Below are 26115 nucleotides of genomic sequence, written 5' to 3'. Positions count from 1 at the left end.
AAGCGGAAGCGGAAGCGGAAGCCGTGGCGCCGGCGGAGCCGTGGGCGGTGGTGTCTCCCGAGCCGTGGGCCGGATCCTGGCCCGAGCCGTGGCCCGGCCGCCCGGCGCCCAAGCCGTGGCCAGGCCGCCCGTCGCCCAAGCCGTGGCCAGGCCGCCCGGCGCCCAAGCCGTGGCCAGGCCGCCCGGCGCCCAAGCCGTGGCCAGGCCGCCCGTCGCCCGACCCGTGGCCCGGCCGCCCGTCGCCCGACCCGTGGCCAGGCCGCCCGTCGCCCGACCCGTGGTGCGGCCCCTGGCCCGTCGCGGTGCCCGACCCGATGCCCGTGCCCGTGCCGTTCGGTTGGGTGGTGACGGCGCCGGCAGCGGTATCCGGCGGTTCCTCGGGCCGGCCGGCGGGCTGGGAAACCATCGACATCTGTCGTCGTACCTCCGTGCCACACCGTGCTGGACCAGCTCAGCGTGCGGGGCACGACGGCCGCCGTCAGCGGGCCTTGGCGGCCCCTTGGCGGGCGGCGGTGTGTTCTTCACGGGTTCTTGACGCAGGGAGCGGCCAACTCCCCTTCCCGATGCAGGTCAGAGCGCCGACGCCGGCCGTGAGAAGTCGTAGCGGACGCCGGTGAGCTCTTCCGAGGCCGCCCACAGGCGCTCGCCGTTGGCGTCCTTCTTGGTCCAGGGGGCGCGGAAGGACTGGACGGGGGCGCCGCGCAGGCCGTTGCGCGGGCCGATGAAGGAGTCCGGCCGCATGTGCGGGGCGGTGGCCGCGCAGAGGATGCCCAGGGCGCCGCCGTCCGGGGACTGGGCGATGAGGCGGGTGCCGAGGTCGATGATCCGCTCGGTGGAGGTGCGGCCCTCCATCCGGACGCCCGCGGTCATCAGATTGGTGGAGGCGTATCCGGGGTGTGCGGCGGCCGCGACGACCTGTGAGCCGGCCGCGGCCAGCCGCCGGGTCAGCTCGTGGACGAAGAGCAGATTGGCGCTCTTGGATCGGCCGTACGCGATCCAGCGGCGGTAGGACCGCACGCTGTTGAGATCGGTGTGATCGAGGTCGGCGAGGGCGTGCATCATGCTGGAGACGGTGACGACCCGGGCGCCGGGCGTGGCGAGGAGCTTGGGCAGCAGCAGCCCGGTCAGCGCGAAGTGGCCGAGGTGGTTGGTGCCGAACTGCATCTCGAAGCCGTCGGCGGTGGTGCGGTACGGCAGCGCCATCACGCCCGCGTTGTTGATGAGCAGGTCGAGGCGGTCGCCGTCGAAATCGTCGAGGGTGGCGGCGAAGTCCCGTACGGAGGACAGATCGGCCAGGTCGAGCCGCCGGAACTCGGCCTCCGCCGTGGGGACTTCGGACCGCAGCCGGTCCAGGGCGGCGCGGCCCCGGGCCTCGTCGCGGCAGGCCAGCAGCACGCGGGCGCCATGGCGGGCCAGTTCGCGTGCGGTGGCGTAGCCGAGGCCGCTGTTGGCGCCTGTGACGACTGCCGAGCGGCCGGTCTGGTCGGGGATGTGGCTGGTGTTCCACCGGGTCACGCCTGTGCTCCTCCGTAGGGGGGCGACCAGAGTACGTGGGTGGGGAGGCCGGGGCCGGAGGGGAAGGGACGGGCGGCGGCCGGGCGGTGGCCGGAACAGCTCGCCCGGTGAACGTCCGTCGGACGCGAGGTCACTCGCCCTCGGCGAGGCGCTTGATCGCCGAGAGACGGGTGTCCCACGCGGCGGCCACCCGGTCCATCCACCGGGCGGTGACCCCGAGCCGCTCCGGAATGACCCGGTAGCGCGCCTCCCGGCCCTCCCGGTGGCCGGCGACCAGACCGGCCCGGTCGAGGACCCCCAGGTGTTTGACGATGGCCTGGCGGCTGACCGGTAGTTCGGCCGCCAGGACCGTGGCGGTCGCCTCGCCGTGCGCGGCGAGGGCGTCGAGTATCCGGCGGCGGGTCGGGTCCGCCAGCGCGGAGAACACCTCCGCCACGGCGTCCGCGCCCACGCCCGCACCGGCATTCGCGCCCGAGCCCGCGCCCGAGCCCGGACCAGCGTTCCCGTCCCCGCCCCCGTCCCGGCCCTCGCGCCGGCCCGTGCCCCCGCCCACGTCCGCTCCTCCAGCCCTCCTCATGCCGCGAGCTGCTCCGTGTACCGCCGGATGTTCTCCACCTGGCCGGACCAGCCTTCGGAGTGGCTCTCGTACCCGGCGGTCTTCCTCCGCTCCTCGGGGATGACGAGACCGGTGAATCCGCTCTCCACGACGCGCAGACGGGTGCCGTCGCCCTCCGGGGTGAGGGTGAATTCGACGAGGGTGGAGTTGCCCTCGACCGCCACGTCACCGGGGTACGCGCTGGCCCAGCGGTACGAGAAGTGGTGCGGCGGGTCCACCTTCACGATTTTGGTCGGGAACTGGCCGTACTCGCCGTGGTCGAGCTCCATGATGCCGCCCGCCCGCAGGTCGACCGGCGTCGGCTCGCCCTGGCCGAACCACGAGCCGACGTGCTCCGGCTCGGTGAGCACGGCCCAGACCCGCTCCACGGGCGCGGCGATGCTGATCTCCCGCTCGATGCGGTCCTTGGTGTCGCCCGCACCCTTGCTGCTGTCGTTGCCCTGATTGCTATTGCCGTCAGTGCTCATGGGGTGATCCTCCTGCCGATCCTGATCCGGCTGATGCTCATGCCCTACGTGCTACCTCATGGTTGCACGTAGGGCACAGGAGGCGCAACCAATGGGTTGCACTTCGCCTTCAGGCGCAGCAGCCAGCAGCCGGCAGCCAGCAGTCGGCAGCACATGCTGGGCAGCAGCCGCCCGGCGCCGGATCAGCAGTCGCCCGGCGGCGGGTCAGCAGTCGCGCCCCCCGCCCGTCGTCCGTACGCCATAGGTCGTCACCGAGATCGACGGATCGTCCAGACAGTCCCCCGACGACAGGTCGAAACGCTGCTTGAGCAGCGGTGATGCCACGAACGTACGGCCGTCGGCCGAGCCGGTGAGGCCCCGGGAGAGGACCTGGGCTCCGGTGAACGGGTCGCGGTTGGCGATGGCGTACGCCTGGCCGGCGCGGTCGACGAACAGGGCGGCCTGGCTGCCGTCCGGGAGGAGGGCGGCGACCCCGCGCCCCGGGGTGAGGTCGTCCAGCGTGCAGACGGCGACCCAGCCCTGCTGCGGGCAGCGGATCTCGACCGTGGCGGCCGTGGCGACGTCCTCGGGGAGGGTGAGCGGTGCGGTGGCAGTGGTCATCGGACAGAGGTCCCTTCCAGTGTGCGAACGGGCAGTGTCGGCCCGGCCAGCAGTGTGAGATCCGGCTTGACCTGGTCGCGCTCGGGTACGAAGCGCACGGACGGGTCCGGCGCGTCGGGCGCGTTGACGAAGGAGACGAAGCGGGCCAGCCGTTCGGGGTCGGCGAGGGTCTCGGCCCACTCGTCGCGGTAGTGGGTGACATGGGCGGCCATCAGGGCCTCCAGCTCGTCGCACAGCCCCAGGGAGTCATGGACGACGACGTCCCGCACGTGGTCGAGGCCGCCCTCGATCCGCTCCAGCCAGGCGGAGGTGCGCTCCAGCCGGTCGGCGGTGCGGATGTAGAACATCAGGAAGCGGTCGATCAGGCGGATCAGCTCGGCGTCGCTCAAGTCCTGGGCGAGCAGGTCGGCGTGGCGCGGATCGGCGCCGCCGTTTCCGCCCACGTACAGGTTCCAGCCGTTGGAGGTGGCGATGATGCCGAAGTCCTTGCCGCGGGCCTCCGCGCACTCCCTCGCGCACCCGGAGACCGCGGACTTCAGCTTGTGCGGGGAGCGCAGGCCCCGGTAGCGCAGCTCCAGTTCGATGGCCATACGGACCGAGTCCTGGACGCCGTAGCGGCACCAGGTCTGGCCGACGCACGACTTCACGGTGCGCAGCGCCTTGCCGTACGCATGGCCCGACTCGAACCCGGCCTCCACCAACCGTCCCCACACCGCGGGGAGTTGGTCGACCCGGGCGCCGAAGAGGTCGATCCGCTGACCGCCGGTGATTTTGGTGTAGAGGCCGAAGTCGCGGGCCACCTCGCCGATCACGATCAGCTTCTCCGGGGTGATCTCCCCGCCGGGGATGCGCGGCACGATCGAGTACGAGCCGTTGCGCTGGAGGTTGGCGAGGAAGTGGTCGTTGGTGTCCTGGAGGGCGGCCTGCTCACCGTCCAGGACGTAGCCGCCGGCGCCGACGCTGGGTGCGAGGGAGGCGATGATCGAGCCGACCGTGGGCTTGCAGACCTCGCAGCCGTCGCCGTTACGGGCCTCCGGGCGGCCGTGCGAGTCCAGCAGCGCGGCGAAGGTCGTCAGCCGCAGCGTACGGACGATCTCGTACAGCTCGGCGCGGGTGTGCGGGAAGCAGCCGCACAGACCGGTGTCGACGACGGCGCCGGACGCCGCCAGCTCGTCGTTCATCACGGCGGTCAGCGATTTGACGCAGCTTCCGCAGCCGGTCCCGGCCTTGGTGCACTTCTTGATCTCGGGGAGGGTGCCGCAGGAGTGCTCGGTGACCGCGGCCCGTACCGTCCCCTTGGTCACGTTGTGGCAGTTGCACAGCACCGCACTGTCCGGAAGCGCGGACGGGCCGAGCGCGCCGCCGCCGTCGGCCGCGACCCCGGCGGGCAGCACCAGCTGCTCGGGCGCCAGCGGCGGAACGGTGCCGGTCAGCGGGCGCAGCATGCCGTACGCTTCGGCGTCGCCGACCAGTACCCCGCCCAGCAGCTCGCCCGAGGCGCCGATCACCAGCTTCTTGTAGACGCCGCTGCGGGAGTCGGAGTAGACGACGTCGAGAGCGCCGTCGGTGGTGCCGTGTGCGTCCCCGAAGGAGGCGACGTCCACGCCGAGCAGCTTCAGCTTGGTCGACAGGTCCGCGCCCGAGAAGCCGGTGAGCGCCCCGGCGTCGCCGCCGAGCTGCCCGTCGATGGTGCCGGCCGCCACCCGGGCCATGTCGTAGCCCGGCGCGACCAGCCCGTAGACCCGGCCGTCCGCGGCCAGTGCGCACTCGCCGATCGCGTATACGGCCGGGTCATCGGTGCGGCACTGCTCGTCGACGACGATGCCGCCCCGCTCGCCGACCGGCAGCCCGCAGTCCCGGGCGAGCTGGTCACGGGGGCGGACACCGGCCGAGAAGACGACCAGGTCGGTGTCGATACGGGAGTCGTCGGACAGGCCCATGGCGGTGACCGCGCCCGCGCCGTCCGCGACGATCTCCTTGCCGCCGACGCCCGTGTGCACCTCCAGGCCCATCCCCGCGACGGTACGGCGCAGCGCCTGGCCGCCGCCCTCGTCGACCTGGAGGGCCATCAGCCGCGGGCTGAACTCCACGATGTGGGTGCGCAGTCCGAGCCCCTTGAGCGCACCGGCCGCCTCCAGGCCGAGCAGTCCGCCGCCGACCACCACACCGGTGCGGGCGTTCTTCGCGTACTCCTCGATGGCGAGCAGGTCCTCGATGGTGCGGTAGACGAAGCAGCCCGCGCTGTCCTTACCGGGCACCGGCGGCACGAACGGGTAGGAGCCGGTGGCCAGCACCAGGGCGTCGTAGCGGACGGTCAGGCCGGAGCGGGCGGTGACCGTGCGGGTGGTGCGGTCGACGGCCGTGGCGGGGTCGCCGAGGTGCAGTTCGATGCCGTGCCGGGCCATGAAGTCCGGATCGACCAGACTGAGGTCGTCCGGGGTGCGTCCGGCGAAGTACGACGTCAGCTGGACGCGGTCGTAGGCAGGGCGGGGCTCCTCGCACAGCACGACCACCCGCGCCCGCCCGGTGACACCGCGGTCGGCCAGCTCCTCCAGGAAGCGCTGGCCGACCATGCCGTGGCCGATGAGGACAAGGGTGGGGGTGCCGGGGGCGGCGTCCGGCGTGGCATCGGGGTGCGGCGGCATCGAGGTCATGTCCGTCAGCCTGCGGTCCGGCTGTTACCCGCCCGCATCTGCTCTGTTTCCCGTGCGGAACGCTGCCCTCAGTGGCGGGTGGGCCGCCGTGTGAGGGCGGCCGGCGTGTGGGGAGAGCCGATGGGTGAGGGCGGCCGCCGTGTGAGGGCGGCCGCCCACCGGCTGATCAGCCGCTCAGCTGCGCCGGGCACAGCCGCCGCGGCTGCTTGTCGCCGGACAGCTTGGCGTCGACACAGCCGCCCGTCAGCCCGGCCTGAGGCTTGCTGCCGAAGTTGGCGGTGACGGTCAGCTTGCCGTTTCCGAAGACCGTGCGCTGCACCGTACGGTCGCCGGTCAGCCACCGGAACGAGGTCATCTTCTCGGTACCCGCGGCACGGTGCAGCGGCGAGAAGTACTTCTGCAGCGCGGCCAGCTCGGGCCCGTTCTTGGCGATCGTCGGCCCGTCGAGAACATAGTTCAGCGGGGTGTTGTAGAGCATCGCGAGCAGCGCCCGGGTGGTCTTCTGCGCCGGCAGCTTCTCGTACGACAGCTCCCAGCGCTCGGCGTTGACCAGCGAGCTGTGCAGGGCGGTCTCGTAGAGGGGGACGCGGTACTTGGGGTCGTACATGGCCGTGGCCAGCTCGGCGGACAGCTTCACCGGCTTGAAGAAGGCCCCAGGGGCCTTCTCCGGCATGTAGCCGCCCCACGTCTTCTTGTCGCGCTCCAGCTTCCACAGGCCGTCGGCCACCGGGGTGCCCGAGCCGTGGTTGTAGGCCACCGCCTTGTTGGCCCACGCCTGCGCGGCCTCCGAGCCGAGGACCAGGTTCTTCGACAGCCGCTGCATCCGGGCGAGCCGCATCGCGCGGTCGCCCGCCTTGGTCATCTGATGTCCCTTGCCGTGGTCGCGGAACAGCTCGCCGGTGGCATCCACATCGAGGAAGTAGCTGTCCGCGCCGTTGGCGACCATCGTGCGGGTGCGGTCGGCGAGGTAGTGCTTGATGGGCTCGGCCCTCTCGAAGGCGCGCGAGCTGAGGTAGCAGCCGCGGTTGCCGAAGCCCGTCTCCGCGGTGCCGTCGGCCTTCCGGACACAGAAGTCGGGATAGACCCGGCCCGGCCAGACGGAGGTGGGGCTGTCGGCGGTCTTCGGGTCCTGCCCGTTGGCGAAGGTGTCGTACGGCCCGACGAGATAGCCCGCCTTCTTGGCGGCCCGCACCGCCTGCGCGTTCATGGGGCCGGGGCCGGAGTCGTATCCGAGCCACATCCGGTCCACGCCCAGCTGCTTCAGCTTGTCGACCCCGGAGACGGTCCGGGCGTCTCCCCACACATAGGCGTGGAACGCGCCGAGCAGTTTGCCGTTGGCCGGGTTCTTCCGGATCTTCTTGCGCAGGCTGCCGAGTTGGCCGTGCTGGGAGAGGTAGGAGCGGTAGTCGGCGGCGGGGGCGACCGGGTTCCCGTCGGTGAGGGAGAACGAGACGTCGTAGTCGCGGGTGCCCTCCCCGGCGTCGAAGGCATGCGCGGCCGTGGCGCGCAGCCGGCCCCCGGTGGAGGCGAAGCGCAGCGAGGTGCCGGTGTCGGTGGGGGTGAGATAGCTGACGCCGGCCCGGCCCATGGAGTAGCCCCACAGGGGGAGGGACAGCTCCCCGCTCACGTCCACACTGCCGCCCGCCAGACCGCCCTTCTCGGCGGAGCGGTTCCAGAACCCGTCCCGTACGGGGATGTCCAGGCCCTCACCGCGCGGCAGCTGGACGGCGGAGGCGGCGCGGTCGGTACCGGTCACCGGCCAGCTGACCGAGCCGTCGCGGTCCGCCCGCATCTTGATCCGCAGCCGCCCGCGCTCCGAACTCGCCGTGACCTTCAGTCCCTTGGCGGGGTAGCTCCAGCGCGCCCCGTCGGCCGTACGGGTCACCGGCCCCGGCGCCCCCAGCCCGCCGTCGGCCGCCGCGGACAGCACCAGCTGCTGCCCGTCGTCGGTGTGTGCGCTCACCGCCAGCGAGGCGGTGTCGACGACGGCCGTGCCACCGGCCACGGGCAGTTCGAGCCGGCTGCCCTCCAGCGTCCCGGCGGCGGCACTGTCACATCCGGCGACGCCGAAGGTGGTCGCGGACAGCACGAGCGAGGCGGCGAGCACACGGGTGGTACGGCGTCGCCCGGTGGCCTTGGGGAGGTTGGGTTTCATGAGGATGTGGATAGTCAGCGGGTTTAAGAAGGTTCTAAGAACCGCCTCACACCCGGCCAACTGCCTTGCTCTGTAAGGCCCTTCACCGATCCCTCCGGCACCCCGTTCAGGCGCGGGCCGAGGGCTCGGGACCGTCGGCCCGCGCGTCGAAGCGGCTGCGGGCGGACTCGATCTCGTCGAGGTACCGGCGCGTCCACGCGCACATGCCGTTGACCGTGGCGCGCAACCCGGTGAAGCGCAGCGTCCGGTCGTCCAGGACGTTGATGATCAGCAGCGCCCATTTGTTGGCCACGCCCGCGAAGATCTCGCGGGCAACCGGAAAGTGCGTTCTGCGAGGCGGACCGGCTGCTCGGGCACGCCGTGTGACTCAGGCCGTGTGGCTCAGGCGGAGAGCTGCCCGTCCTTGACGGCAGAGACGAACGCGGACCAGCCGCCCGCAGGGAAGACGAGCGCCGGGCCGTCCGGGTTCTTGCTGTCACGGACGGGGACGAGGCCGTGGGGTTCGGTGAGGGCGCGGGTGAATTCGAGGCACTGGCCGCCGTCGCCATCGCTGTAGGACGACTTGACCCACTCACTGCTTATGAGATCGAAGTCAGTGCTCATGATCTGTACTCCTTCATCAGGGACTTGATGAGGGCCAGCGATTCGCCCGGGGACAGCGCGTGCGCCCTCAGCCGATCGTAGCTGTCGATGTGCAACGCGATTGTCGGGGCGGAGTCATACAGCTTGCCCCCTTGCGGGCCATCGGCGTAGAGCACAGTAGGAGACTTCTCAAAGGTCAGCATGGTAAAGGGCCTCGTATGGACACCGGGCGCTCCTGCGGAGAACGGCAGGACTTGGAGGTCGATATGAGGTGAGGCAGCCGCCGTCAGCAGGTACTCAAGTTGCCCGGCCATGATCTCGGCGTCGCCGACGACCGTCCGCAGACACGTCTCATGCAGGATGACCCACAGGAGCGGTGGATCGTCCATCTGGAAGAGTTCGTGTCGGCGTAGGCGGGCCGCGACTCTGCCTTCGATCAGATCCGCGTCCTCGCGTGGATGTGACGCTCGGAAGACCGCGCGTGCGTACGCCTCCGTCTGAAGGATTCCCATTACGAGGCTCGCCGAGTAATCCAGTACCCGAGCCGCCTTCCGCTCCAGGTTCAGATACGGCACGAACCAACTCGGGTGATCCCCTTCCTCGATCCTCCGCAGCAACCCGGCGAATAACTCGGCCGTCCCGAAGGTGAGGTCGCAGCCCTTGGCGAACTTCTCGCTGGGCCGGGGGAGCAGCGTCCCGGACTCGACCTTGCTGACGTAGCCCTCGGAGTAACCCGTGGCCTTGCCCAGATGCTTCTGTGTGAGCTTGCGGGCCAGCCGTACCTGTTTGATGTCACGGCCGAACCGCTGGAGCGGATTCAAGTGCTCGGGTGGGGTCGTCTCGTCCAACGCTATGACCTCTCGTCATGTGTGTGCGCGCCGGTATCGCGGCAGGTCGCAGACTTGCGCAGAGCCGCTTCAAGCACCCCGATTCTATTGCCGTCGCGTTGTCCGGGTGACCGAATGACTACACCTGGTATTCGACTCGGAGTGACGGAGTGGACGACATGACCGACCCTGTCGCGCGGCTTCTGCCGTGGGTGGGCCCGGAGGGCAAGCCGTGTTTTCTCGTGAGCGACGGGACCGGCTATGTGTCCCGCGTCGCCGACAGCATCGAGGCGGCACAGCTCGGCGCGGCCGCCGACCTCACCGAGGAAGCGCTGCGCGTCCTCGCCGAGTGCACCTGGACGCCAGGGGAAATCCACTTGCTGGCCGTCGAGTTGACCGCATCGCTCATCGACGTACGCCGGATCGCGGAGAGCCGGGGCGCGCGCCTGTCGGCGCCGGAGCACGACCCCGAGGTGAGTGGCGCGGGTCGGGGGCACCCGCAGGAGATGCCGTAGGGGGCGCCGCCCTCGGGACTCCCGGACAGCGGGCTAGGCCAGCGCCTCCAACTGCGCCAAGTCCCCCTCCGTGAGGGCGATCCGCGCCGCGTCCAGGTTCTCGTCGAGGTGGCCGGGCGAGCCCGTACCAGGCGTGGGCAGCAGTACGGGGGAGCGGTGCAGCAGCCAGGCCAGCGCGATCTGGCCGGTGGTGGCGCCGTGCCGGGCGGCGACCGCGGTGAGCGTGTCGTCCGCGCCGTCGGCCAGTGCGCCATGGCCCAGCGGGAACCAGGGCAGAAACGCCGTGCCCCGCTTCTCGCACAGCTTCAGTACGTTTTCCGCCGCGCGGTCCAGCAGGTTGTAGCGGTTCTGTACGGACGCGATGGGGGTGATCTCCTGCGCCCGCGTCAGCTCGTCGGCATCGATCGAGTCCAGCCCGATGTGCCGGATCTTTCCGGCCTGTTGGAGCTCCCGCAGGGCGCCCAGTTGGTCGGCCATCGGTACCTGCGGGTCCAGCCGGTGCAGCTGGTAGAGGTCGATGGTGTCGGTCCGCAGCCGGCGCAGGCTCGCCTCGCACATGGCGCGCAGCTGTTCCGGGCGCCCCGCGATATGCCAGATGTCCGGGCCGGTACGGACCACCCCGCCCTTCGTCGCGATGACCAGCCCCGCCGGATAGGGGTGCAGAGCGTGCGCCACCAGCTCCTCCGCCACGTCCGGGCCGTAGTTGTCGGCGGTGTCGATCAGTGTGACCCCGCGCTCGACGGCCCGGCGCAGCAGCGCGACGGAGCGCTGCGGATCTTCGTGCCGCGGTCCCCAGTAGCCGGGGCCGACGAGCCCGCCGGTCCCGAATCCCAGCCGCCGGACGGACAGCTCTCCACCGATCGGAAAGACGCTTTCCACAGTCCCAGCCCCCACAACCACAGCCCCCACAGTCTCGGCCCCACAGTCACAGACCCCTCGGTTTCCGCATCCGTTCCGCATCCGTTCCGCTTCAGCATCCATGAAATGCGGAGCCCGGAGCGGGGCGCGGTTCATAAGATCAACCGGTGCCTCCTGACATATCACTGTTCACCCTGACCATGCTCTGCCTGGCCGCCCTCGCGGCGGGCTGGATCGACGCCGTGGTGGGCGGTGGCGGACTGCTGCTGCTTCCCGCCCTGCTCGTCGGCCTGCCGCACACCCCGGCCGCGTACGTCCTCGGGACCAACAAGTCCACCGCCATCGTGGGCACCACCGCGGCCGCGGTCACCTACGTCCGCAAGGCCCCGATCGACGTACGCACCGCGCTGCGCATCGGGCTCGCTGCGATGGCCGGATCGCTGGCCGGGGCGTTCTTCGCGGCCGGTATCAACAGCGAGGTGCTGCGCCCGCTGATCATGGCCGTACTGCTGGGGGTGCTCGCCTTTGTCCTCTTCCGCCCGGCCTTCGGGACCGCGCCCGCGCCCTCGGGGCCGGCCTCCCGCAAGCGGGTCGTGGCGGCCGTCCTCGTGGCGGGCCTGGGCATCGGCTTCTACGACGGGCTGATCGGGCCCGGGACCGGTGCGTTCCTCATCGTCGCGCTGACCGCGATCCTGCACATGGACCTGGTCAGCTCCTCGGCCACCGCCAAGGTCGTCAATGTCTGCACCAACATCGGCGCGCTGACGATGTTCGCGATCCAGGGCACCGTGCTGTGGCAACTCGGCGCCCTGCTCGCGCTGTTCAACCTCGTCGGCGGCCTGGTGGGGGCCAGGATGGCGCTCAAACGCGGCGCCGGCTTCGTTCGTGGCGTCCTGGTGGTCGTGGTCATCGCCCTGCTGTGCAAGCTGGCGTACGACCAGTGGCTGGCGGTCTGAGCCACCCGGCCGGTGCTGCCGGGGCCGCTCCGCTCAGAACCGGCAGTGGTACATCCGCGCCATGTCCCGCACCGCGGGCACCTTCAGTGACGCGCGGGCCGCCAGCCGGTAGGCCGTCGGCAGTTTCTCGATGCCCGGGATCTCCAGGGCGCTGAGGTGCTCGACGATCTCCAGCTCCGGGCTCAACCGCGCGATGCCCGCGGGGTCCGTGCCCCAGTGCAGCCGTGCGCCGGCCTTCACGACGACGCGATTGAGCCGCTGGGCACGGATCGCGAAGCGGCTGAAGGCGTCGAAGGCCAGCTCACCGGCCGGTACGCGGGCCATCAGCCGTCGCAGCAGCGCCGTACCGTCCTCCTCGGTCAGATACATCAGCAGCCCCTCGGCCACGATCATCGTCGGCCGGTCCGAGGGGATCTGCGCCGTCCATGCCGGGGCGGTCACGGAGGACGGGATGGCGGTGTAGCCCGCTCGCTCCGGGTAGAGCTCCCGCCGCAGCGCGATGACCTCCGGGTAGTCGACGTCGTACCACCGCACCCCCGGGCCGGGGTCGAGACGCTGGACGCGGGTGTCGAGGCCGCAGCCCAGATGCACCACCGTCGCCTCTTCGTGCCGGGCGAGGAAGCGCGCCGTCCAGACGTCCAACTGCCGCGCGCGCAGCGCGACTCCGGCCGCGTCGCCGGGGCTCAGCCGCATCCTGGTGAAGTCGTAGTCGAGCCGCCGCACGGTGTCGGCGGCCGTGGTGTCGCCGAGGATCGGATTCTTCGCGCGGCTGTCGATCGCGCGGCCGTAGAGCGTGGCGAGGAGGGTTTCCTTCTCCTCGGTCAGCTGCACCTTCGTACTCGGACTGGTCACACTCAGGAGAGTACATAACATTCAGAAAAATATGAAGACTGGAAAGATGGCTCCGCCTTCGGGGCTTCTAATCCCGCACCGTTCCCGCGTTCGCCGTGGGGCGCGCCCCGGCCGCGATCTCCGTGACGGCCGTCAGCAGCACCGCCGAGTCCTCGACGGCCAGCAGGCCGTGCCGCTCGCGAGGGTCGGCGACCTGACCGGTCGTCAATTCCGGGCCGCCACCGGCTCCCGTCAGCCGGACCCGGCCGTGCAGCACCTGCAGGCTCGCCGCCGGAGGTGCGTTGTGTTCGTCCAGTTCGGCGCCCGCGACCAGCGCGATCACGGTCTGCCGCAGCGGGCCGTCGTGCAGAAAGAGCCGGGCACTGCGCCCGTGAGCGGAGGCCCTGGCCTCGTCGAGCTGTTGGCGGGCGAGCGCGTCGAGATCGTCCATGATGCTGGCCTTTCGCGTGCGGACCGGCGGCTGGGCTCCCTCTCCATCGTTGCCGGTGCACGGGGGGACGCAACCGGGGGCTCCGGCGCCCGCGGCCTGAGCGGGGCGGCGTCCGGGTAAATGCCGTCGCGGGGCGGGCCCGTCACTTACGGGATGATCATCTCGGTCCGTACGATGCGGTGCGGTCCGGTGTCCTCGGTCAGGTGTCCTCGACCGATGCGGCCCACCGTCCCGCCCGTCCCCCCACCGCGAAGGATGCGCCACCGTGGCCGACCCGACTGCCCCGAACCAGCCGCCCGATCCCACCGGGCGGCCGGCCCGATTCCTGACCGTCATGACGACCATCGACAGCGAAGCCAAGGCCGGGCAACTGGCGCGTGGCGCGATCGAGGGCAGGCTCGCCGCCTGTGCGCAGATCAGTGCGCCGGTGACCTCGGTGTACCGCTGGGACAACGCGATCGAGACCGGTCAGGAGTGGCAGGTGCTGTTCAAGACGACCGAGGCGCGCTACGAGGCGCTGGAGACCTATCTCCTGGAGACGCACGACTACGACACCCCCGAGATCATCGCCACCCCGGTCACCGGCGGTGGCGCCGGCTATCTGTCCTGGGTCGCGAAGGAGACGAGCTGACGTGCAGCGAGAGAACACCGGCCGCGACGGCATGACGCGAGCCGAGCAGACCAGGCCCGGCGGCCGGCGGTGGCGGAGGGCCACGACGGCCGTCCTCGGCGTGGCGATGTGCCTGGCCACCGCACCCCTCGTCCACGCGGTCGAGGACGCCCCGCGCGAGGCGCCGAGCGCCAACAAGCCCAGCCCCGATCCGGCTGCCACCTGGACCAGCCGGGACGCGGCCGCCTACTGGACGGCCGACCGGATGGCGGCCGCCGCGCCGGCCGAGGGCGCCGCCCAGGCCGAACCCACCGCCCCGGAGGCCGGGCGCGATACCGCCGCCCCGTCCGCCGCGCCCGCCACCCGGTCCGCCGCCCGATCCGACGCCACCGCACGGCACTTCGGCGGCATCCCGTCCGTCGGCGTGCTGTTCTCCGTCGACGGGGACACCAAGGCCCACCACTGCACCGCCAGCGTGGTGCACAGCCCGCACGGCAATCTGATCCTCACCGCCGGGCACTGCAATCCGGGGACCAGAGCGGCATTTGTCCCGCAGTATCGTTCCGGCGCGACCACCCAGCCGTACGGGGTCTGGGCGATCAACGACACCTTCGCCTACCCCGGTCGTGGCACCACGGGCGCCGCGGCGGACCTGGACTTCGCCTTCGCCACCGTCGCCCCCGACGAGGACGGCCGTCCCCTGGAGGAGATCACCGGCGGCAACACCCTTACCGCGACGCCCGGTTACACCAATGACGTCACCGTCGTCGGCTACCCGAACGTCCGCCACGACCCCGAGGACCGGGCCGTACGCTGTGCCACCCGCACCAGCCGGCTGACCGGCACCCATGAACTCCGCATGGAATGCGGCGGGTTCTACGGCGGCACCTCCGGCAGCCCCTGGCTGACCGACTTCGACGAGGAGAAGGGGACCGGCCGGGTCATCGGGCTGATCGGCGGCCTCAACGGCGGCGGCCCCAAGGGCCCGGACAGCGACCGCATCTCCTACAGCCCGTACTTCGGGGCGAAGCTCCTCGACCTCTACACCCGCGCGTCCCAGGCGTGATCGACGGGTGACGGAGGCGCTTCGCCAGGCGGCCGGCCAGGGCGTCAGGGCGTGTCTTGCGGCTCGGCCCGGGAGTGCTCCGAAGGGCCGGGGCGCTCCGGAGGACCTGCCCTAGCGGAGCGCCTCCGTCACCCCCCTTCTCGTGCGGTCCGAGGAAGTGCGGGTCGGGCCGCAGCAGTGCGTCCGCCGCCGCCTTCCCGGCCGCGAGAATCTCCCGGACGCCGCCGTACGCCCAGGTCACATCGTGCTTCGCGGCGACCCCGACGCCGTATGCGTCGACGCCGGCCGCCGTACACAGCGCCAGTGCGCGCCGGATGTGGAAGCCCTGGCTGACCAGCACCGCCCGGTCCACACCGAAGATCCGGTGCGCCCGGCTACAGGAGTCCCAGGTGTCGAAGCCCGCATAGTCGCTGACGATCTTGTGGGCGGGGACGCCGTGCCGCAGGAGGTAGGCGCGCATCGCGTCCGGCTCGTCGTAGTCGTGCCGGCTGTTGTCGCCGGTGACCAGGACCGCTCGGACCGTGCCCCGGTCGTACAGCGCGGCGGCCGCGTCCAGCCGGTGGGCGAGGTACGGCGACGGCGCGCCGTTCCACAGGCCCGCGCCGAAGACGATGGCGACGGGCGCGGCGGGCACGTCCGCGACACTGCGCACCCGCGGGCCCGCGGTCGCGTTCAGCCAGGTCGCGGGCGCCAGCGCCAGCACCGTCAGCGCCACGACGACCTGGTAGGCGCGGCGGCGGCCACGCCGGGTCCGCGGCAGCCGTAGCCGGCGTGCCCCGCTCCGTATGCGCCGCCCCGGCTCCGGCCCCAGCGCTCGCATCCCGTGCCCCCGTCCCCGATCACCTCTGACCGTGATCGATCTCGCAGGCAGCGACGCCCACCGCGCCGTGATGGTTGCACCGGCGGCTGGCATCGTGGCAGAGGGAACACCCTGTCCCGGAGAGGAAGCACCGCCATGACCAGCGAGCCCGAGCGGCTGCCGTTCTTCGTCTACGGAACGCTGCGCCCCGGCGAGGCCAACCACGCCTGGGCCCTGCGCGGCCGGACCGCGGCCGAGGAGCCGGCCCGCATCGGCGGTGCGCTGCTGTTCGACGGCCCCGGATATCCCTACGCCACCGCCGGACCCGCCGACGCGGTGGTGCACGGCGCCCTCGTCCGGCCCCGCGACACCGACTACGACGAGGTGTGCGCCACGCTGGACCGGCTGGAGGACTACGCCCCCGGCGACCCGGAGAACCTCTACGAGCGGGTGCCCACCGAGGCCGTGTGCGCGGACGGCAGGACCGTACGGGCCTGGGTCTACCTGGCGGCCGCACCCCTCGCCGCCCGGCTGCGCGCCACCGGCACCCCCATCGAGGGCGGCGACTGGCCGGCATCGAGGGCGGCGGCCGGCTGAGCGGCGGTGGGGGAACGGCGGTGGGGGAACGGCCCCGGGGGAAGGGTTGAGGGGCGGTCGCCGCCGGGGGAACGAGACCGGTGCCCGGCCCGCCCGAGCGCCGCCGCGGCAGCGGACCGCACCCCGGTTAACCTGGACGACTCCTCTCTTGAGAGGCCCCTTCCCGTACCGCAGAACAGGTGTGACCCGCGTGGCTTCCTCCCCGTCCTCCCCCTCCGCCGCAACCGCCCCCGCGCCGCTGCCCAAGGCGGAGCTGCATCTGCACATCGAGGGCACTCTGGAGCCCGAGCTGGCCTTCGCGCTCGCCGAGCGCAACGGCGTCACGCTGCCCTACTCCACCGAGGACGAGCTGCGCCGCGCCTACTCCTTCGACGATCTCCAGTCCTTCCTGAACCTCTACTACGCGCTGATGGCCGTGCTGCGCACCGAGGACGACTTCGCCGACCTCACCCGCGCCTACCTCGCCCGCGCCGAGGAGCAGGGCGTCCGGCACGCCGAGATCTTCTTCGACCCGCAGGCGCACACCGCGCGCGGCGTCCCGATCGGCACGGTCATCAACGGCCTGGCCCGCGCGCTGGACAGCGCCCAGGAGACCTACGGCATCAGCACCCGCCTGATCATGTGCTTCCTGCGTGACGAGAGCGCCGAATCCGCCCTCGCGACCTTCGAGGCGGCCCGCCCCTACTTCGACCGGATCACCGCCGTCGGCCTGGACTCGGCCGAGGTCGGGCACCCGCCGTCGAAGTTCAAGGACGTCTTCGCGCTGGCACGGGAGGCCGGTCTCAAGTGCGTGGCGCACGCGGGGGAGGAGGGGCCCCCGGCGTATGTGTGGGAGGCCCTGGACGTCCTCGGCGTGGACCGGATCGACCACGGTGTGCGGTCCCTGGAGGACGAGCGGCTGGTGGCCCGCCTGGTGTCCGACCAGGTGCCGCTCACCGTCTGCCCGCTGTCCAACGTCCGGCTGCGGGTCATCGACGACCTCGCCGACCACCCGCTGCCCGCGATGCTGGACGCCGGGCTGCTGGTGACCGTCAACTCCGATGACCCCGCCTACTTCGGCGGCTACGCGGACGACAACTTCACCGCCGTACGCGACGCCCTCGCCCTCGACGGGGAGACCCTGCGCACCCTCGCCCGCAACTCCTTCCGCGCCTCCTTCCTCGACGAGGCGACCCGCGCGGAGTACCTGAAGGAAGTGGACGCACACCAGGCGTAGGGCGTGTCGTGGCCGGGAGCGGCCGGCAGGGGCGAGAGGCCTCCCTGCCGGCCGTCCTTGCCCGGCCGCGACCGCCGGTGCGAGGCGGAGGGAACACGAAGTTCGCCGCGGGGAAACGGCACCGCAACGCCCGGCTGCCACGCTCACGCCATGACGGCGCCGCTACCGCACCCCACCTCCGCGTCCTCCGCCCCCCTCGGCAAGGAAGACCTCGCCGCCGAGATCAGCGCACAGCTCAGCACCCAGCTCCGCCGGGTCCGGCTGCGCGGCTTCCACCACCCGGCACCTCCGGCCCCCACCCTCGTCGCCGTGGCACACGGCAGCCGCGACCCCCGCGCCCTGCCCACCGTCCGGGCGCTGCTCGACCGGGTCCGTGCGCTGCGCCCCGGCCTGCCCGTGCGGCTCGGGCACATCGAGCTGAACCGGCCGCTGCTCGCCGACACCCTCGCGGAACTACAGGGTGCGGCCGTCCTCGTCCCGCTGCTCTTCGGGCGGGGCCATCACGTCACCCACGACCTGCCCGCCGCGCTGGCGGCCGCACCCCATCTGACCGGCCGCATAGCCGAGCCCCTCGGGCCGCACACCCTCCTCGCGGAGGCGCTGCACGGCCGCCTCCTGGAGGCCGGGTTCCCCGGGGGCCGCTCCCCGCGCACCGCCGTGGTCCTGGCCGCCGCCGGATCCCGGGCCCCGCGCTCGGCCCAGGACACCGAGCGCACCGCCCACCTGCTCTCGGCCCGGCTCGGCGGCACCCCCGTGGTGCCCGCGTACGCGTCCGCCGCCCCCACCGTCGCCGACGCGGTCCGTGCGCTGACCGCCCGCGGCCACGACCGGATCGCCGTGGCCGGCTGCTTCACCGCCCCCGGACGCTTCGCCGCCCAGTGCGCGGCCGCCGCCCCCGGCCCCGCCGCCGCGCCTCTGGGCGACCACCCCGCACTGGCCCGTCTCGTACTGCACCGCTACGACCAGGCGCTCCTGGCGTGCGACCAGGCGCTCCTTGCGGGTACCGGATCCGACCCCGAGAGCGCCAGGGCGGCTACCGTCGCTGTATGACGGGCACATCACCGACCATCCCCGGCTACACCACGGCCGACACCGAACGCTGGGTACCCGAGCCCGACAAACGGCCCGGACGCACCGCCTTCCAGCGCGACCGCGCCCGGGTGCTGCACTCCGCCGCGCTGCGCAGGCTGGCCGGCAAGACCCAGGTCGTCACCCCGGGCGCGCACACCCCCGCCTGGGACGCCAGCCCGCGCACCCGGCTGACCCACTCCCTGGAGTGCGCCCAGGTCGGCCGGGAGCTCGGCGCCGCCCTCGGCTGTGACCCGGACCTGGTCGAGACCGCCTGTCTGGCGCACGATCTCGGCCACCCGCCCTTCGGGCACAACGGCGAGCAGACGCTCAACGAAGTCGCCGCGCCCTGCGGCGGCTTCGAGGGCAACGCCCAGTCGCTGCGGCTGCTGGCCCGTCTGGAGCCCAAGCGGTTCGTGCCCGCGCCGGACGGCTCGACCGTCAGTGTCGGCCTGAACCTCAGCCGCGCCGCCCTCGACGCGGCCACCAAGTACCCCTGGCCGCGCGGCGCCCACCCCGCCGACCCCGGGTCCCCGAAATTCGGTGTCTACGAGGACGACCTGCCGGTCTTCGACTGGTTCCGGCAGGACACGCCCGACGGGGCGCAGAGCTTCGAGGCGCAGGTCATGGACTGGTCCGACGATGTGGCGTACTCGGTGCACGACGTCGAGGACGGGCTGCACGCCGGACACCTCGACCCCAACCTCCTGCTCGCCGACGCAGAGCGCGCCGAGATCTTCGCGGTCGCCGGTGCGCGCTATGCGCCGGGCGCCGAGGAGGGGGAACTCACCGCGGCGCTGGACCGCCTGCTGGAACAGGAGTGGTGGCCGCACGGCTACGACGGCTCCGCGCTCGCCCAGGCCCGCCTGAAGGACGCCACCAGCCAGCTGATCGGCCGCTTCTGTCTCGCCGCCGAGGCCGCGACCCGGGCCCGGTGGGGGAGCGGGCGGCTCACGCGCTACGGGGCGGAGCTGGTGGTTCCGGCCGAAACGCGGCTGGAATGCGCCGTTTTGAAAGCCGTCGCCGACCGGTACGTCATGCAGCGCCCCGACCAGGAAGCGCTCCGTGCCGACCAGCGTGTGGTCATCGCCGAGCTGGGCGAGGCGCTGCTCGCCCGCGCCCCCGACGGCCTTGATCCGCAGTTCCGTTCACTGTTCGACGCGGCCCCCGACGACACCGCCCGGATGCGTGCCGTCATCGACCAGATCGCGGCCCTGACCGACATCTCGGCGCGCTCTCTGCACGCCCGTCTCACCCGAAAGCCTGGTCACATCAAGGCCAACGGAAGGTGACCCTAGGGGGAAGCCCCTCTTCCCCCCTCACGCTCCGTGCGGGACGCTCGAACCCGACCGTTTTCGAACGGAGCACCCTGACATCAGTGAACAGAGAACCCTGACCACCGCGCACGGGACACCCGTTCAGCAGCGCACGGGAACCCCGACGGCACCGAAGACATCCATCGGGGGAAGGCAGACCGGGGGCACACCGGGGGCGTTTACGGACGCGGACGCGGACGTACGGCACCGCAACGAGGAGGAAGCAAGTGGTCGACGCACACCAGACGTTCGTCATCGTCGGGGGTGGCCTGGCCGGCGCAAAGGCCGCGGAGACTCTCCGCGCGGAAGGGTTCACCGGCCGGGTGATCCTCATCTGTGACGAGCGCGACCACCCGTACGAGCGCCCCCCGCTCTCCAAGGGGTTCCTGCTCGGCAAGGAAGAGCGCGACAGCGTTTTCGTCCATGAACCCGCCTGGTACGCCCAGGCACAGATCGAACTGCACCTGGGCCAGCCCGCCGTCCGCCTCGACCCCGAGGCGAAGACCGTCCGCCTCGGCGACGGCACCCTGATCGCCTACGACAAGCTGCTGCTGGCCACCGGCGCCGAGCCGCGCCGCCTGGACATCCCCGGCACCGGCCTGGCCGGCGTGCACCACCTGCGCCGCCTCGCCCACGCCGAACGGCTGCGCGGCGTCCTGGCCTCCCTCGGGCGGGACAACGGGCATCTGGTGATCGCCGGCGCCGGCTGGATCGGTCTGGAGGTCGCCGCCGCGGCCCGCTCCTACGGCGCCGAGGTCACCGTCGTCGAGGCCGCCCCGACACCCCTGCACGGCATCCTGGGACCCGAACTCGGCGGCCTGTTCACCGATCTGCACCGCGAACACGGCGTGCGCTTCCACTTCGGCGCCCGCTTCACCGAGATCGTCGGACAGGACGGCATGGTTCTCGCCGTGCGCACCGACGACGGCGAGGAGCACCCCGCCCACGACGTGCTCGCCGCGATCGGTGCCGCCCCCCGCACCGCACTCGCCGAACAGGCCGGACTCGACCTCGCCGACCCGGAGGCCGGCGGCGGTGTGGCCGTCGACGCGGCGCTGCGCACCTCCGACCCGTACATCTACGCCGCCGGCGACGTGGCCGCCGCCGACCACCCCCTCCTGGACACCCGGCTGCGCGTCGAACACTGGGCCAATGCCCTCAACGGCGGCCCGGCCGCCGCGCGCGCCATGCTCGGCCAGGACATCAGCTACGACCGCGTCCCGTACTTCTTCTCCGACCAGTACGACGTCGGCATGGAGTACTCCGGCTACGCCCCGCCCGGCTCCTACGCACAGGTGGTCTGCCGCGGCGACGTCGCCAAGCGGGAGTTCATCGCGTTCTGGCTCGGCGCGGACGGCCGGCTGCTCGCGGGGATGAACGTCAACGTCTGGGACGTCGCCGAGACCATCCAGCAACTCATCCGCGGCGGGGTGCGGTTGGAGCCCGGCGAGCTGGCCGATCCGGAGGTTCCACTGGCCTCGCTGCTCCCGTAGCGTGCGCGTATGACGCAGAACCCCACCGGGCCCGCTGGGTCCACCGGTCCGACCGGCCCGGCCGACGCCGATGTCCCGGCAGACGCCCCGGCCGTCGTCACGCTCGACGACGTCCGGGACGCCGCCCGGCGGCTGACGGGCGTGGCACACCGCACGCCCGTGCTGCGCTCCCGCACCCTCGACGCACTGGTCGGCGCCGAAGTCCACCTCAAGTGCGAGAACTTCCAGCGGGCCGGCGCCTTCAAGTTCCGCGGCGCCTACAACGCCGTCTCCCGGCTGACCCCGGAACAGCTCGCCCGCGGGGTCGCCGCGTACTCCTCCGGCAACCACGCCCAGGCCGTCGCCCTGGCGGCCCGCGAGCTGGGCAGCCACGCCGTCATCGTGATGCCCGATGACGCCCCGAAGTCCAAGACGGACGCCACCGCCGGATACGGCGCCGAGATCGTCCGCTACGACCGCTACACCGGCGACCGCGCCGCCCTCGCCCGGCAGCTCGCCGAGGAGCGCGGCCTCACCCTGATCCCGCCCTACGAGCATCCGCACATCATCGCCGGACAGGGCACCGCGGCCCTGGAACTGATCGAGGAGACCGGCCCGCTCGACGCGCTGCTGACACCGGTCGGCGGCGGCGGGCTGATGGCCGGCTCGGCCACCGCCGCCACCGCGCTGGTCCCCGGCATCCGCATGATCGGCGTGGAGCCGGCGGCCGGCGACGACACCCTGCGCTCACTGGCCGCCGGCCACCCCGTCACCATCCCCGTCCCGCGCACCATCGCCGACGGCCAGGCGATCGAAACCCCCGGCGAGCTGACCTTCTCCGTCAACCGCCGCCTCCTCGACTCCGTCGTCCTGGTCAGCGACGACGAGATCCGCGTGGCCATGAAGCTGGCCTTCGAACGCCTCAAGATCGTCACCGAGCCCAGCGGCGCCAGCGCCCTCGCCGCCCTGCTCACCGGCCGCATCGACCTTCCCCCGGTGCCCGGACGGCCTGGGCGCGACCCCCACCCGCCCCGCATCGGCGTGATCATCTCGGGCGGCAACGTGGGGCTGGAGCGCTTCCTGGAACTACTGGGGTGAGGGGGAGCGGCACCGGGGGCTTCGTCTGGCCTCGCCGCGCGGCCCCTCCGGCGCTCGGGGCTCCTCCGCCTCGCCGCGCGGCCCCTCCGGCGCTCGGGGTCCTGCACGCCGCCGCGCCGCCCACCCCGCCCACCCCGCCCTCTGGCGCGCCGTCCTCCGCCCTCTGGCGCTCCGTCCTCCGTTACCGCCACTCCGTGGCTCCCCCGCCCCCTCCCCCTCTCCCCCTTCGGGGGAGGGGGCGGGGGTGGGTTCGGGGGTGGGGGGGGGGAGCCATCGGCGTCGCCTCGCCCGCGCCGACGGGCTCGCCACCGCCGCCCGCCCGCTCGCCCGGACAGGAATGCCCTCGCCCGCCCGCTCGCCCGGACAGGAATCCCCTCGCTCGGCCGCCCGGACAGGCATCCCCTCGCTCGCCCGGACAGGAATCCCCTCGCTCGGCCGCCCGGACAGGCATCCCCTCGCCCGCCCGGACGGGAATGCCCCCGCCCGCCCGCCCGCCCGCCCGCTCGTACGGGCCGGGCCCGTCGGCGGCTGCCGGTGGCCAGGGGTGTCCGACCCCGGCCGTAGAATTCACGCGTGGCAGGCAGGATCAACGATGACGATGTGAAGGCGGTGCGGGACGCGGTCCCGATCGACGCCGTCGTGTCCGAGTACCTCCAGCTCCGCAACGCCGGCGGTGGCAACCTCAAGGGCCTGTGCCCTTTCCATGACGAGAAGTCCCCGTCCTTCCACGTCAGCCCGGCCAAGGGCCTGTACCACTGCTTCGGCTGCCAGGAGGGCGGCGACACCGTCGACTTCATCATGAAGCTCGACCACCTCTCCTTCGCCGAGACCATCGAGCGGCTCGCCTCCCAGGCCGGTATCACCCTGCGCTACGAGGAGGGCGGCTACACCCCCGGCCGCCAGCAGGGCGAGCGCACCCGCCTGGTGGAGGCCCACAAGGCCGCGGCGCAGTTCTACGTCGAGCAGCTGGACGGCCCCGAGGCCGAGATCGCCCGCAAGTTCCTCGCCGAGCGCGGCTTCGACCAGGCCGCCGCCCAGCATTTCGGCGTCGGCTACAGCCCGGCCGGCTGGGACCACCTCACCCGCTTTCTGCGCGGCCGCGGCTTCAGCGATCAGGAGCTGGTCCTCTCCGGCCTCTCCCAGGAGGGCCGCCGCGGCCCCATCGACCGCTTCCGCGGCCGCCTGATGTGGCCGATCCGCGATATCGCCGGCGAGGTCGTCGGCTTCGGCGCCCGCAAGCTCCGCGACGACGACAACGGCCCCAAGTACCTCAACACCCCCGAGACCCCGCTCTACCGCAAGTCCCAGGTCCTCTACGGCATCGACCTCGCCAAGAAGGAGATCGCCAAGACCAACCGCGCGGTCGTCGTCGAGGGCTACACGGACGTCATGGCCTGCCATCTCGCCGGGGTCACCACCGCCATCGCCACCTGCGGTACGTCCTTCGGCGAGGGCCACATCAAGATCCTCCGCCGGCTGCTGATGGACAACGCCGGCTCCGAGGTCGTCTTCACCTTCGACGGCGACGCCGCAGGCCAGAAGGCGGCGCTGCGCGCTTTCGAGGACGACCAGAAGTTCGCCGCCGAGACCTCCATCGCCATCACCCCCGGCGGTATGGACCCCTGCGATCTGCGGCTCGCCAAGGGCGATGCGGCCGTCGCCGATCTCGTCGAGGCCCGCACCCCGCTCTTCGAGTTCGCGCTGCGCCATGTCGTCTCCCGGCACAACCTCGACACCACCGTCGGCCGCGCCGCCGCCCTCGACGAAGCCGCCCCCATCGTCGCGAACATCAAGAACAGCTCCATCCAGCATGAATCCGCCGTCCAGCTCGCCGGCATGCTCGGCATCCTGGACACCCAGTTCGTCGTCCGCCGGGTCAGCCAGCTCGCCCGCTGGGCCCGCGAACGCGGCCGCGACGGCGGCCCCGACCAGGGCCGCCAGCAGCACCGCGGCCGGCCCCCGGCCGCCGAGCAGGCCCGCCCCGCGCCCGGCCCGCGCGGCCCGGCGCTCAACCTCCGCAGCCCCGCCCACCGCGTCGAGCGCGAGCTCCTCAAGCTCGCGTTGCAGCGCCCCGACCTGGTCTCCCCGGCCTTCGACGCCTACGGGGCCGACGAGTTCACCGCCCCGCCCTACGCCGTGGTCCGCCAGTGCATCGAGGACGCGGGCGGCACCGCGGCCGGCGCCCACGACAGTGCGTACGTCCCCCGGGTGCGGGAGGCGGCCCCCGACGACACGGTCCGCGCCATGGTCACCGAACTCGCCGTCGAACCCCTGCACACCCGCCGCGACCCCGACGAGGCCTATGCCGGCGTCCAGTTGGTCGCCGTCCGCCTCGCCGCCGTCAACCACCGCGTCACCGAAATCCGCGGCACCCTCCAGCGCCTCGGCCCCCGCGCCGACCCCGAACACCTCGCCGCCGTACAGAACGAACTCTGGGTCCTCCAGCAGTACGGACAGTCCCTGCGCGAACGCGGCTACGCGGCCCTGTAGCGCCTCCGGGCACTCCCCGCGGTAGCCGTCCGGTCACGGACCGGACTCAAAAAGTGCTCGCACGACCCTCGTGGCAGGAGTGTGTCGTACTCCACACTGAGGAGCGGTGCCTGAGTCCTCGGAGCGGGGCGGGCCCGGTCGCACCGTGCCGGAAGCCCCCGCGGACCCGCTCTCGACGTACGGGACGGACAGCGGCTCGGCCGCATCCGTGCCCGACCTTTCTGCCGCCTCAGCAGCGATCACCCTGGAGGTCGCCCCCGTGCAGACCCAGACCCTCGCCGACGCGCCGGCCGCCGCAGAACCGGCCGCGGAACCGCTCCCGGACCCGGACGCAGAGCCGGCCCCCGAGCCGCTCTCCGTGCCGCAGCAGGCCGAGCCACCCGCCGTGGAGATGGTCATCGAGGAGATCGTCCCGGAGCGGGTGCCGCGCCCCGAGACGGGCAGCCCCTCCTCCGACCTCTTCCGCCAGTACCTCCGCGAGATCGGCCGGATTCCGCTGCTCACCGCAGCCGAGGAAGTCGAGCTCGCCCGCCGCGTCGAGGCCGGTCTCTTCGCCGAGGAGAAGCTCACCAACACCCCCGACCTCTCCTCCCAACTCGCCTTCGACCTCGACAAGTTGGTGGTGCTCGGCCGGATGGCCAAGCGCCGCCTGATCGAGGCCAACCTGCGCCTGGTGGTCTCCGTCGCCAAGCGCTATGTCGGCCGCGGGCTGACCATGCTCGACCTCGTCCAGGAGGGGAACCTCGGACTGATCCGCGCGGTCGAGAAGTTCGACTACGCCCGCGGCTACAAGTTCTCCACCTATGCCACCTGGTGGATCCGCCAGGCGATGTCCCGCGCGCTGGCCGACCAGGCCCGGACCATCCGCGTCCCGGTCCATGTCGTCGAGCTGATCAACCGCGTGGTGCGGGTCCAGCGCCGGATGCTCCAGGAACGCGGCTGCGAACCGACCCCCGAGGAGGTCGCCGCCCACCTCGACCTGACCGAGGAACGCGTCAGCGAGGTGCTGCGGCTGGCCCAGGAGCCGGTCTCGCTGCACGCCCCCGTCGGCGAGGAGGAGGACGTCGCCCTCGGCGACCTCATCGAGGACGGCGACGCCGCCTCACCCGTCGAATCCGCCGCGTTCCTGCTGCTCCGCGAGCACCTCGACGCGGTCCTCTCGACCCTCGGCGAACGCGAACGCAAGGTCGTCCAGCTCCGCTACGGCCTCGCCGACGGACGCCCCCGCACCCTGGAGGAGATCGGCCGGATCTTCGGCGTCACCCGCGAGCGGATACGGCAGATCGAGTCCAAGACCCTCAACAAACTCCGCGACCACGCCTTCGCCGACCAGCTCCGCGGCTACCTCGACTGAGG

23 protein-coding genes and 2 pseudogenes are annotated in these 26115 nt (G+C 72.3%); 12 read left to right on the top strand and 13 right to left on the bottom strand.

Translation table 11 applies throughout. The annotated features are described in order from the left end of the window. Positions 1–570: 570 nt before the first annotated feature. From K7C20_RS11985 to K7C20_RS11945, 9 genes and pseudogenes are all read right to left on the bottom strand, one after another. Positions 571–1515 carry an oxidoreductase gene (locus K7C20_RS11985; RefSeq protein WP_030088362.1) on the bottom strand — a complete coding sequence of 315 codons (945 nt, stop codon included), beginning with the start codon at positions 1513–1515 and terminating at the stop codon, positions 571–573. 130 nt (positions 1516–1645) lie between these two features. Further along, complete coding sequence (locus K7C20_RS11980) at positions 1646–1951, bottom strand: ArsR/SmtB family transcription factor (protein WP_030984596.1); 306 nt, start codon at positions 1949–1951, stop codon at positions 1646–1648. Between the two features lie 137 nt (positions 1952–2088). Beyond that, complete coding sequence (locus K7C20_RS11975) at positions 2089–2598, bottom strand: SRPBCC family protein (RefSeq protein WP_048830291.1); 510 nt, start codon at positions 2596–2598, stop codon at positions 2089–2091. Between the two features lie 204 nt (positions 2599–2802). Continuing rightward, positions 2803–3198 carry a nitrite reductase small subunit NirD gene (gene nirD / locus K7C20_RS11970; protein WP_030088359.1) on the bottom strand — a complete coding sequence of 132 codons (396 nt, stop codon included), beginning with the start codon at positions 3196–3198 and terminating at the stop codon, positions 2803–2805. Beyond that, entirely contained in the window at positions 3195–5852 is a 2658-nt protein-coding gene (nirB, locus tag K7C20_RS11965) for a nitrite reductase large subunit NirB (protein ID WP_030088358.1), read from the bottom strand. The genes nirD and nirB overlap by 4 nt, the downstream gene beginning before the upstream one ends. Positions 5853–6018: 166 nt before the next feature. Beyond that, positions 6019–8007 carry a glycoside hydrolase gene (locus tag K7C20_RS11960; RefSeq protein ID WP_053210619.1) on the bottom strand — a complete coding sequence of 663 codons (1989 nt, stop codon included), beginning with the start codon at positions 8005–8007 and terminating at the stop codon, positions 6019–6021. Between the two features lie 106 nt (positions 8008–8113). After that, a pseudogene (locus K7C20_RS11955) lies at positions 8114–8323 on the bottom strand (hypothetical protein); the annotation flags it as partial. 65 nt (positions 8324–8388) lie between these two features. Then, complete coding sequence (locus tag K7C20_RS11950) at positions 8389–8610, bottom strand: DUF397 domain-containing protein (RefSeq protein ID WP_030088353.1); 222 nt, start codon at positions 8608–8610, stop codon at positions 8389–8391. Beyond that, entirely contained in the window at positions 8607–9437 is an 831-nt protein-coding gene (locus K7C20_RS11945) for a helix-turn-helix domain-containing protein (protein WP_030088351.1), read from the bottom strand. Before K7C20_RS11945 ends, K7C20_RS11950 begins: the two co-directional genes overlap by 4 nt. Before the next feature lie 158 nt (positions 9438–9595). On the opposite strand from K7C20_RS11945, the gene K7C20_RS11940 reads away from it, so the two are divergent. Further along, positions 9596–9931, top strand: coding sequence for a hypothetical protein (locus tag K7C20_RS11940; protein ID WP_030088349.1), 336 nt, complete (start codon positions 9596–9598; stop codon positions 9929–9931). A 33-nt stretch (positions 9932–9964) separates the two neighbouring features. On the opposite strand, the gene K7C20_RS11935 is transcribed toward K7C20_RS11940, so the two are convergent. Next, on the bottom strand, positions 9965–10810 hold the full coding sequence (locus tag K7C20_RS11935; RefSeq protein WP_245171949.1) for an aldo/keto reductase: 846 nt from the start codon (positions 10808–10810) through the stop codon (positions 9965–9967). Positions 10811–10956: 146 nt separating this feature from the next. Here K7C20_RS11935 and K7C20_RS11930 point away from each other — a divergent pair, with 146 nt between their 5' ends. After that, entirely contained in the window at positions 10957–11745 is a 789-nt protein-coding gene (locus K7C20_RS11930) for a sulfite exporter TauE/SafE family protein (RefSeq protein WP_030088345.1), read from the top strand. 33 nt (positions 11746–11778) lie between these two features. Here the strand turns inward: K7C20_RS11930 and K7C20_RS11925 are convergent, their stop codons facing one another. Both K7C20_RS11925 and K7C20_RS11920 read right to left on the bottom strand, forming a co-directional pair. Continuing rightward, entirely contained in the window at positions 11779–12597 is an 819-nt protein-coding gene (locus K7C20_RS11925) for a class I SAM-dependent methyltransferase (RefSeq protein ID WP_030088342.1), read from the bottom strand. 67 nt (positions 12598–12664) lie between these two features. Then, the gene (locus tag K7C20_RS11920) at positions 12665–13027 is read right to left on the bottom strand and encodes a cupin domain-containing protein (protein WP_030088340.1); all 363 of its coding nucleotides are present in this window, start codon (positions 13025–13027) and stop codon (positions 12665–12667) included. A gap of 265 nt (positions 13028–13292) precedes the next feature. Here K7C20_RS11920 and cutA point away from each other — a divergent pair, with 265 nt between their 5' ends. Both cutA and K7C20_RS11910 read left to right on the top strand, forming a co-directional pair. Then, positions 13293–13658 (top strand): divalent-cation tolerance protein CutA, encoded by a 366-nt coding sequence (cutA, locus tag K7C20_RS11915; protein WP_030088338.1) that lies wholly within the window; start codon positions 13293–13295, stop codon positions 13656–13658. Between the two features lies 1 nt (position 13659). Continuing rightward, entirely contained in the window at positions 13660–14703 is a 1044-nt protein-coding gene (locus K7C20_RS11910) for a trypsin-like serine peptidase (RefSeq protein WP_245171946.1), read from the top strand. Positions 14704–14836: 133 nt separating this feature from the next. Here the strand turns inward: K7C20_RS11910 and K7C20_RS11905 are convergent. Further along, a pseudogene (locus K7C20_RS11905) lies at positions 14837–15523 on the bottom strand (SanA/YdcF family protein); the annotation flags it as partial. 135 nt (positions 15524–15658) lie between these two features. Between K7C20_RS11905 and K7C20_RS11900 the strand changes: the two are divergent. The 8 genes from K7C20_RS11900 to K7C20_RS11865 all read left to right on the top strand — a co-directional run bounded on the left by K7C20_RS11900 (position 15659) and on the right by K7C20_RS11865 (position 26113). Beyond that, positions 15659–16099 carry a gamma-glutamylcyclotransferase family protein gene (locus K7C20_RS11900; protein ID WP_053210617.1) on the top strand — a complete coding sequence of 147 codons (441 nt, stop codon included), beginning with the start codon at positions 15659–15661 and terminating at the stop codon, positions 16097–16099. 190 nt (positions 16100–16289) lie between these two features. Then, positions 16290–17315: an adenosine deaminase gene (locus tag K7C20_RS11895; protein ID WP_209444051.1), complete on the top strand. Its 1026-nt coding sequence runs from the start codon at positions 16290–16292 to the stop codon at positions 17313–17315. A gap of 150 nt (positions 17316–17465) precedes the next feature. Next, positions 17466–18365, top strand: a complete 900-nt coding sequence (locus tag K7C20_RS11890) for a sirohydrochlorin chelatase (protein WP_053210616.1) — start codon at positions 17466–17468, stop codon at positions 18363–18365. Further along, entirely contained in the window at positions 18362–19675 is a 1314-nt protein-coding gene (locus K7C20_RS11885; RefSeq protein ID WP_030088325.1) for a deoxyguanosinetriphosphate triphosphohydrolase, read from the top strand. Before K7C20_RS11890 ends, K7C20_RS11885 begins: the two co-directional genes overlap by 4 nt. Before the next feature lie 251 nt (positions 19676–19926). Further along, the gene (locus K7C20_RS11880; protein ID WP_053210615.1) at positions 19927–21192 is read left to right on the top strand and encodes an NAD(P)/FAD-dependent oxidoreductase; all 1266 of its coding nucleotides are present in this window, start codon (positions 19927–19929) and stop codon (positions 21190–21192) included. A gap of 9 nt (positions 21193–21201) precedes the next feature. Then, entirely contained in the window at positions 21202–22269 is a 1068-nt protein-coding gene (locus K7C20_RS11875) for a pyridoxal-phosphate dependent enzyme (protein WP_245171944.1), read from the top strand. Between the two features lie 573 nt (positions 22270–22842). After that, positions 22843–24759, top strand: coding sequence for a DNA primase (gene dnaG, locus K7C20_RS11870; protein ID WP_030081303.1), 1917 nt, complete (start codon positions 22843–22845; stop codon positions 24757–24759). Between the two features lie 106 nt (positions 24760–24865). Then, positions 24866–26113 carry an RNA polymerase sigma factor gene (locus tag K7C20_RS11865; RefSeq protein WP_030081305.1) on the top strand — a complete coding sequence of 416 codons (1248 nt, stop codon included), beginning with the start codon at positions 24866–24868 and terminating at the stop codon, positions 26111–26113. Positions 26114–26115 lie beyond the last annotated feature (2 nt).

Origin of the sequence: Streptomyces decoyicus (genome assembly GCF_019880305.1) — a bacterium.
Taxonomy (GTDB): domain Bacteria; phylum Actinomycetota; class Actinomycetes; order Streptomycetales; family Streptomycetaceae; genus Streptomyces; species Streptomyces decoyicus.
The sequence above is the reverse complement of the archived record's forward strand: the minus strand, read 5'-3'. Positions and strand labels throughout refer to the sequence as shown.

Bases quoted from the DNA above. Each gene is read 5' to 3' on its own strand.
- K7C20_RS11975 (WP_048830291.1), bottom strand. From the start codon at position 2,598: ATGAGCACTGACGGCAATAGCAATCAGGGCAACGACAGCAGCAAGGGT.
- nirD (WP_030088359.1), bottom strand. From the start codon at position 3,198: ATGACCACTGCCACCGCACCGCTCACCCTCCCCGAGGACGTCGCCACG.
- nirB (WP_030088358.1), bottom strand. From the start codon at position 5,852: ATGACCTCGATGCCGCCGCACCCCGATGCCACGCCGGACGCCGCCCCC.
- K7C20_RS11960 (WP_053210619.1), bottom strand. From the start codon at position 8,007: ATGAAACCCAACCTCCCCAAGGCCACCGGGCGACGCCGTACCACCCGT.
- K7C20_RS11950 (WP_030088353.1), bottom strand. From the start codon at position 8,610: ATGAGCACTGACTTCGATCTCATAAGCAGTGAGTGGGTCAAGTCGTCC.
- K7C20_RS11940 (WP_030088349.1), top strand. From the start codon at position 9,596: ATGACCGACCCTGTCGCGCGGCTTCTGCCGTGGGTGGGCCCGGAGGGC.
- K7C20_RS11920 (WP_030088340.1), bottom strand. From the start codon at position 13,027: ATGGACGATCTCGACGCGCTCGCCCGCCAACAGCTCGACGAGGCCAGG.
- K7C20_RS11900 (WP_053210617.1), top strand. From the start codon at position 15,659: ATGACCAGCGAGCCCGAGCGGCTGCCGTTCTTCGTCTACGGAACGCTG.
- K7C20_RS11890 (WP_053210616.1), top strand. From the start codon at position 17,466: ATGACGGCGCCGCTACCGCACCCCACCTCCGCGTCCTCCGCCCCCCTC.
- K7C20_RS11885 (WP_030088325.1), top strand. From the start codon at position 18,362: ATGACGGGCACATCACCGACCATCCCCGGCTACACCACGGCCGACACC.
- K7C20_RS11875 (WP_245171944.1), top strand. From the start codon at position 21,202: ATGACGCAGAACCCCACCGGGCCCGCTGGGTCCACCGGTCCGACCGGC.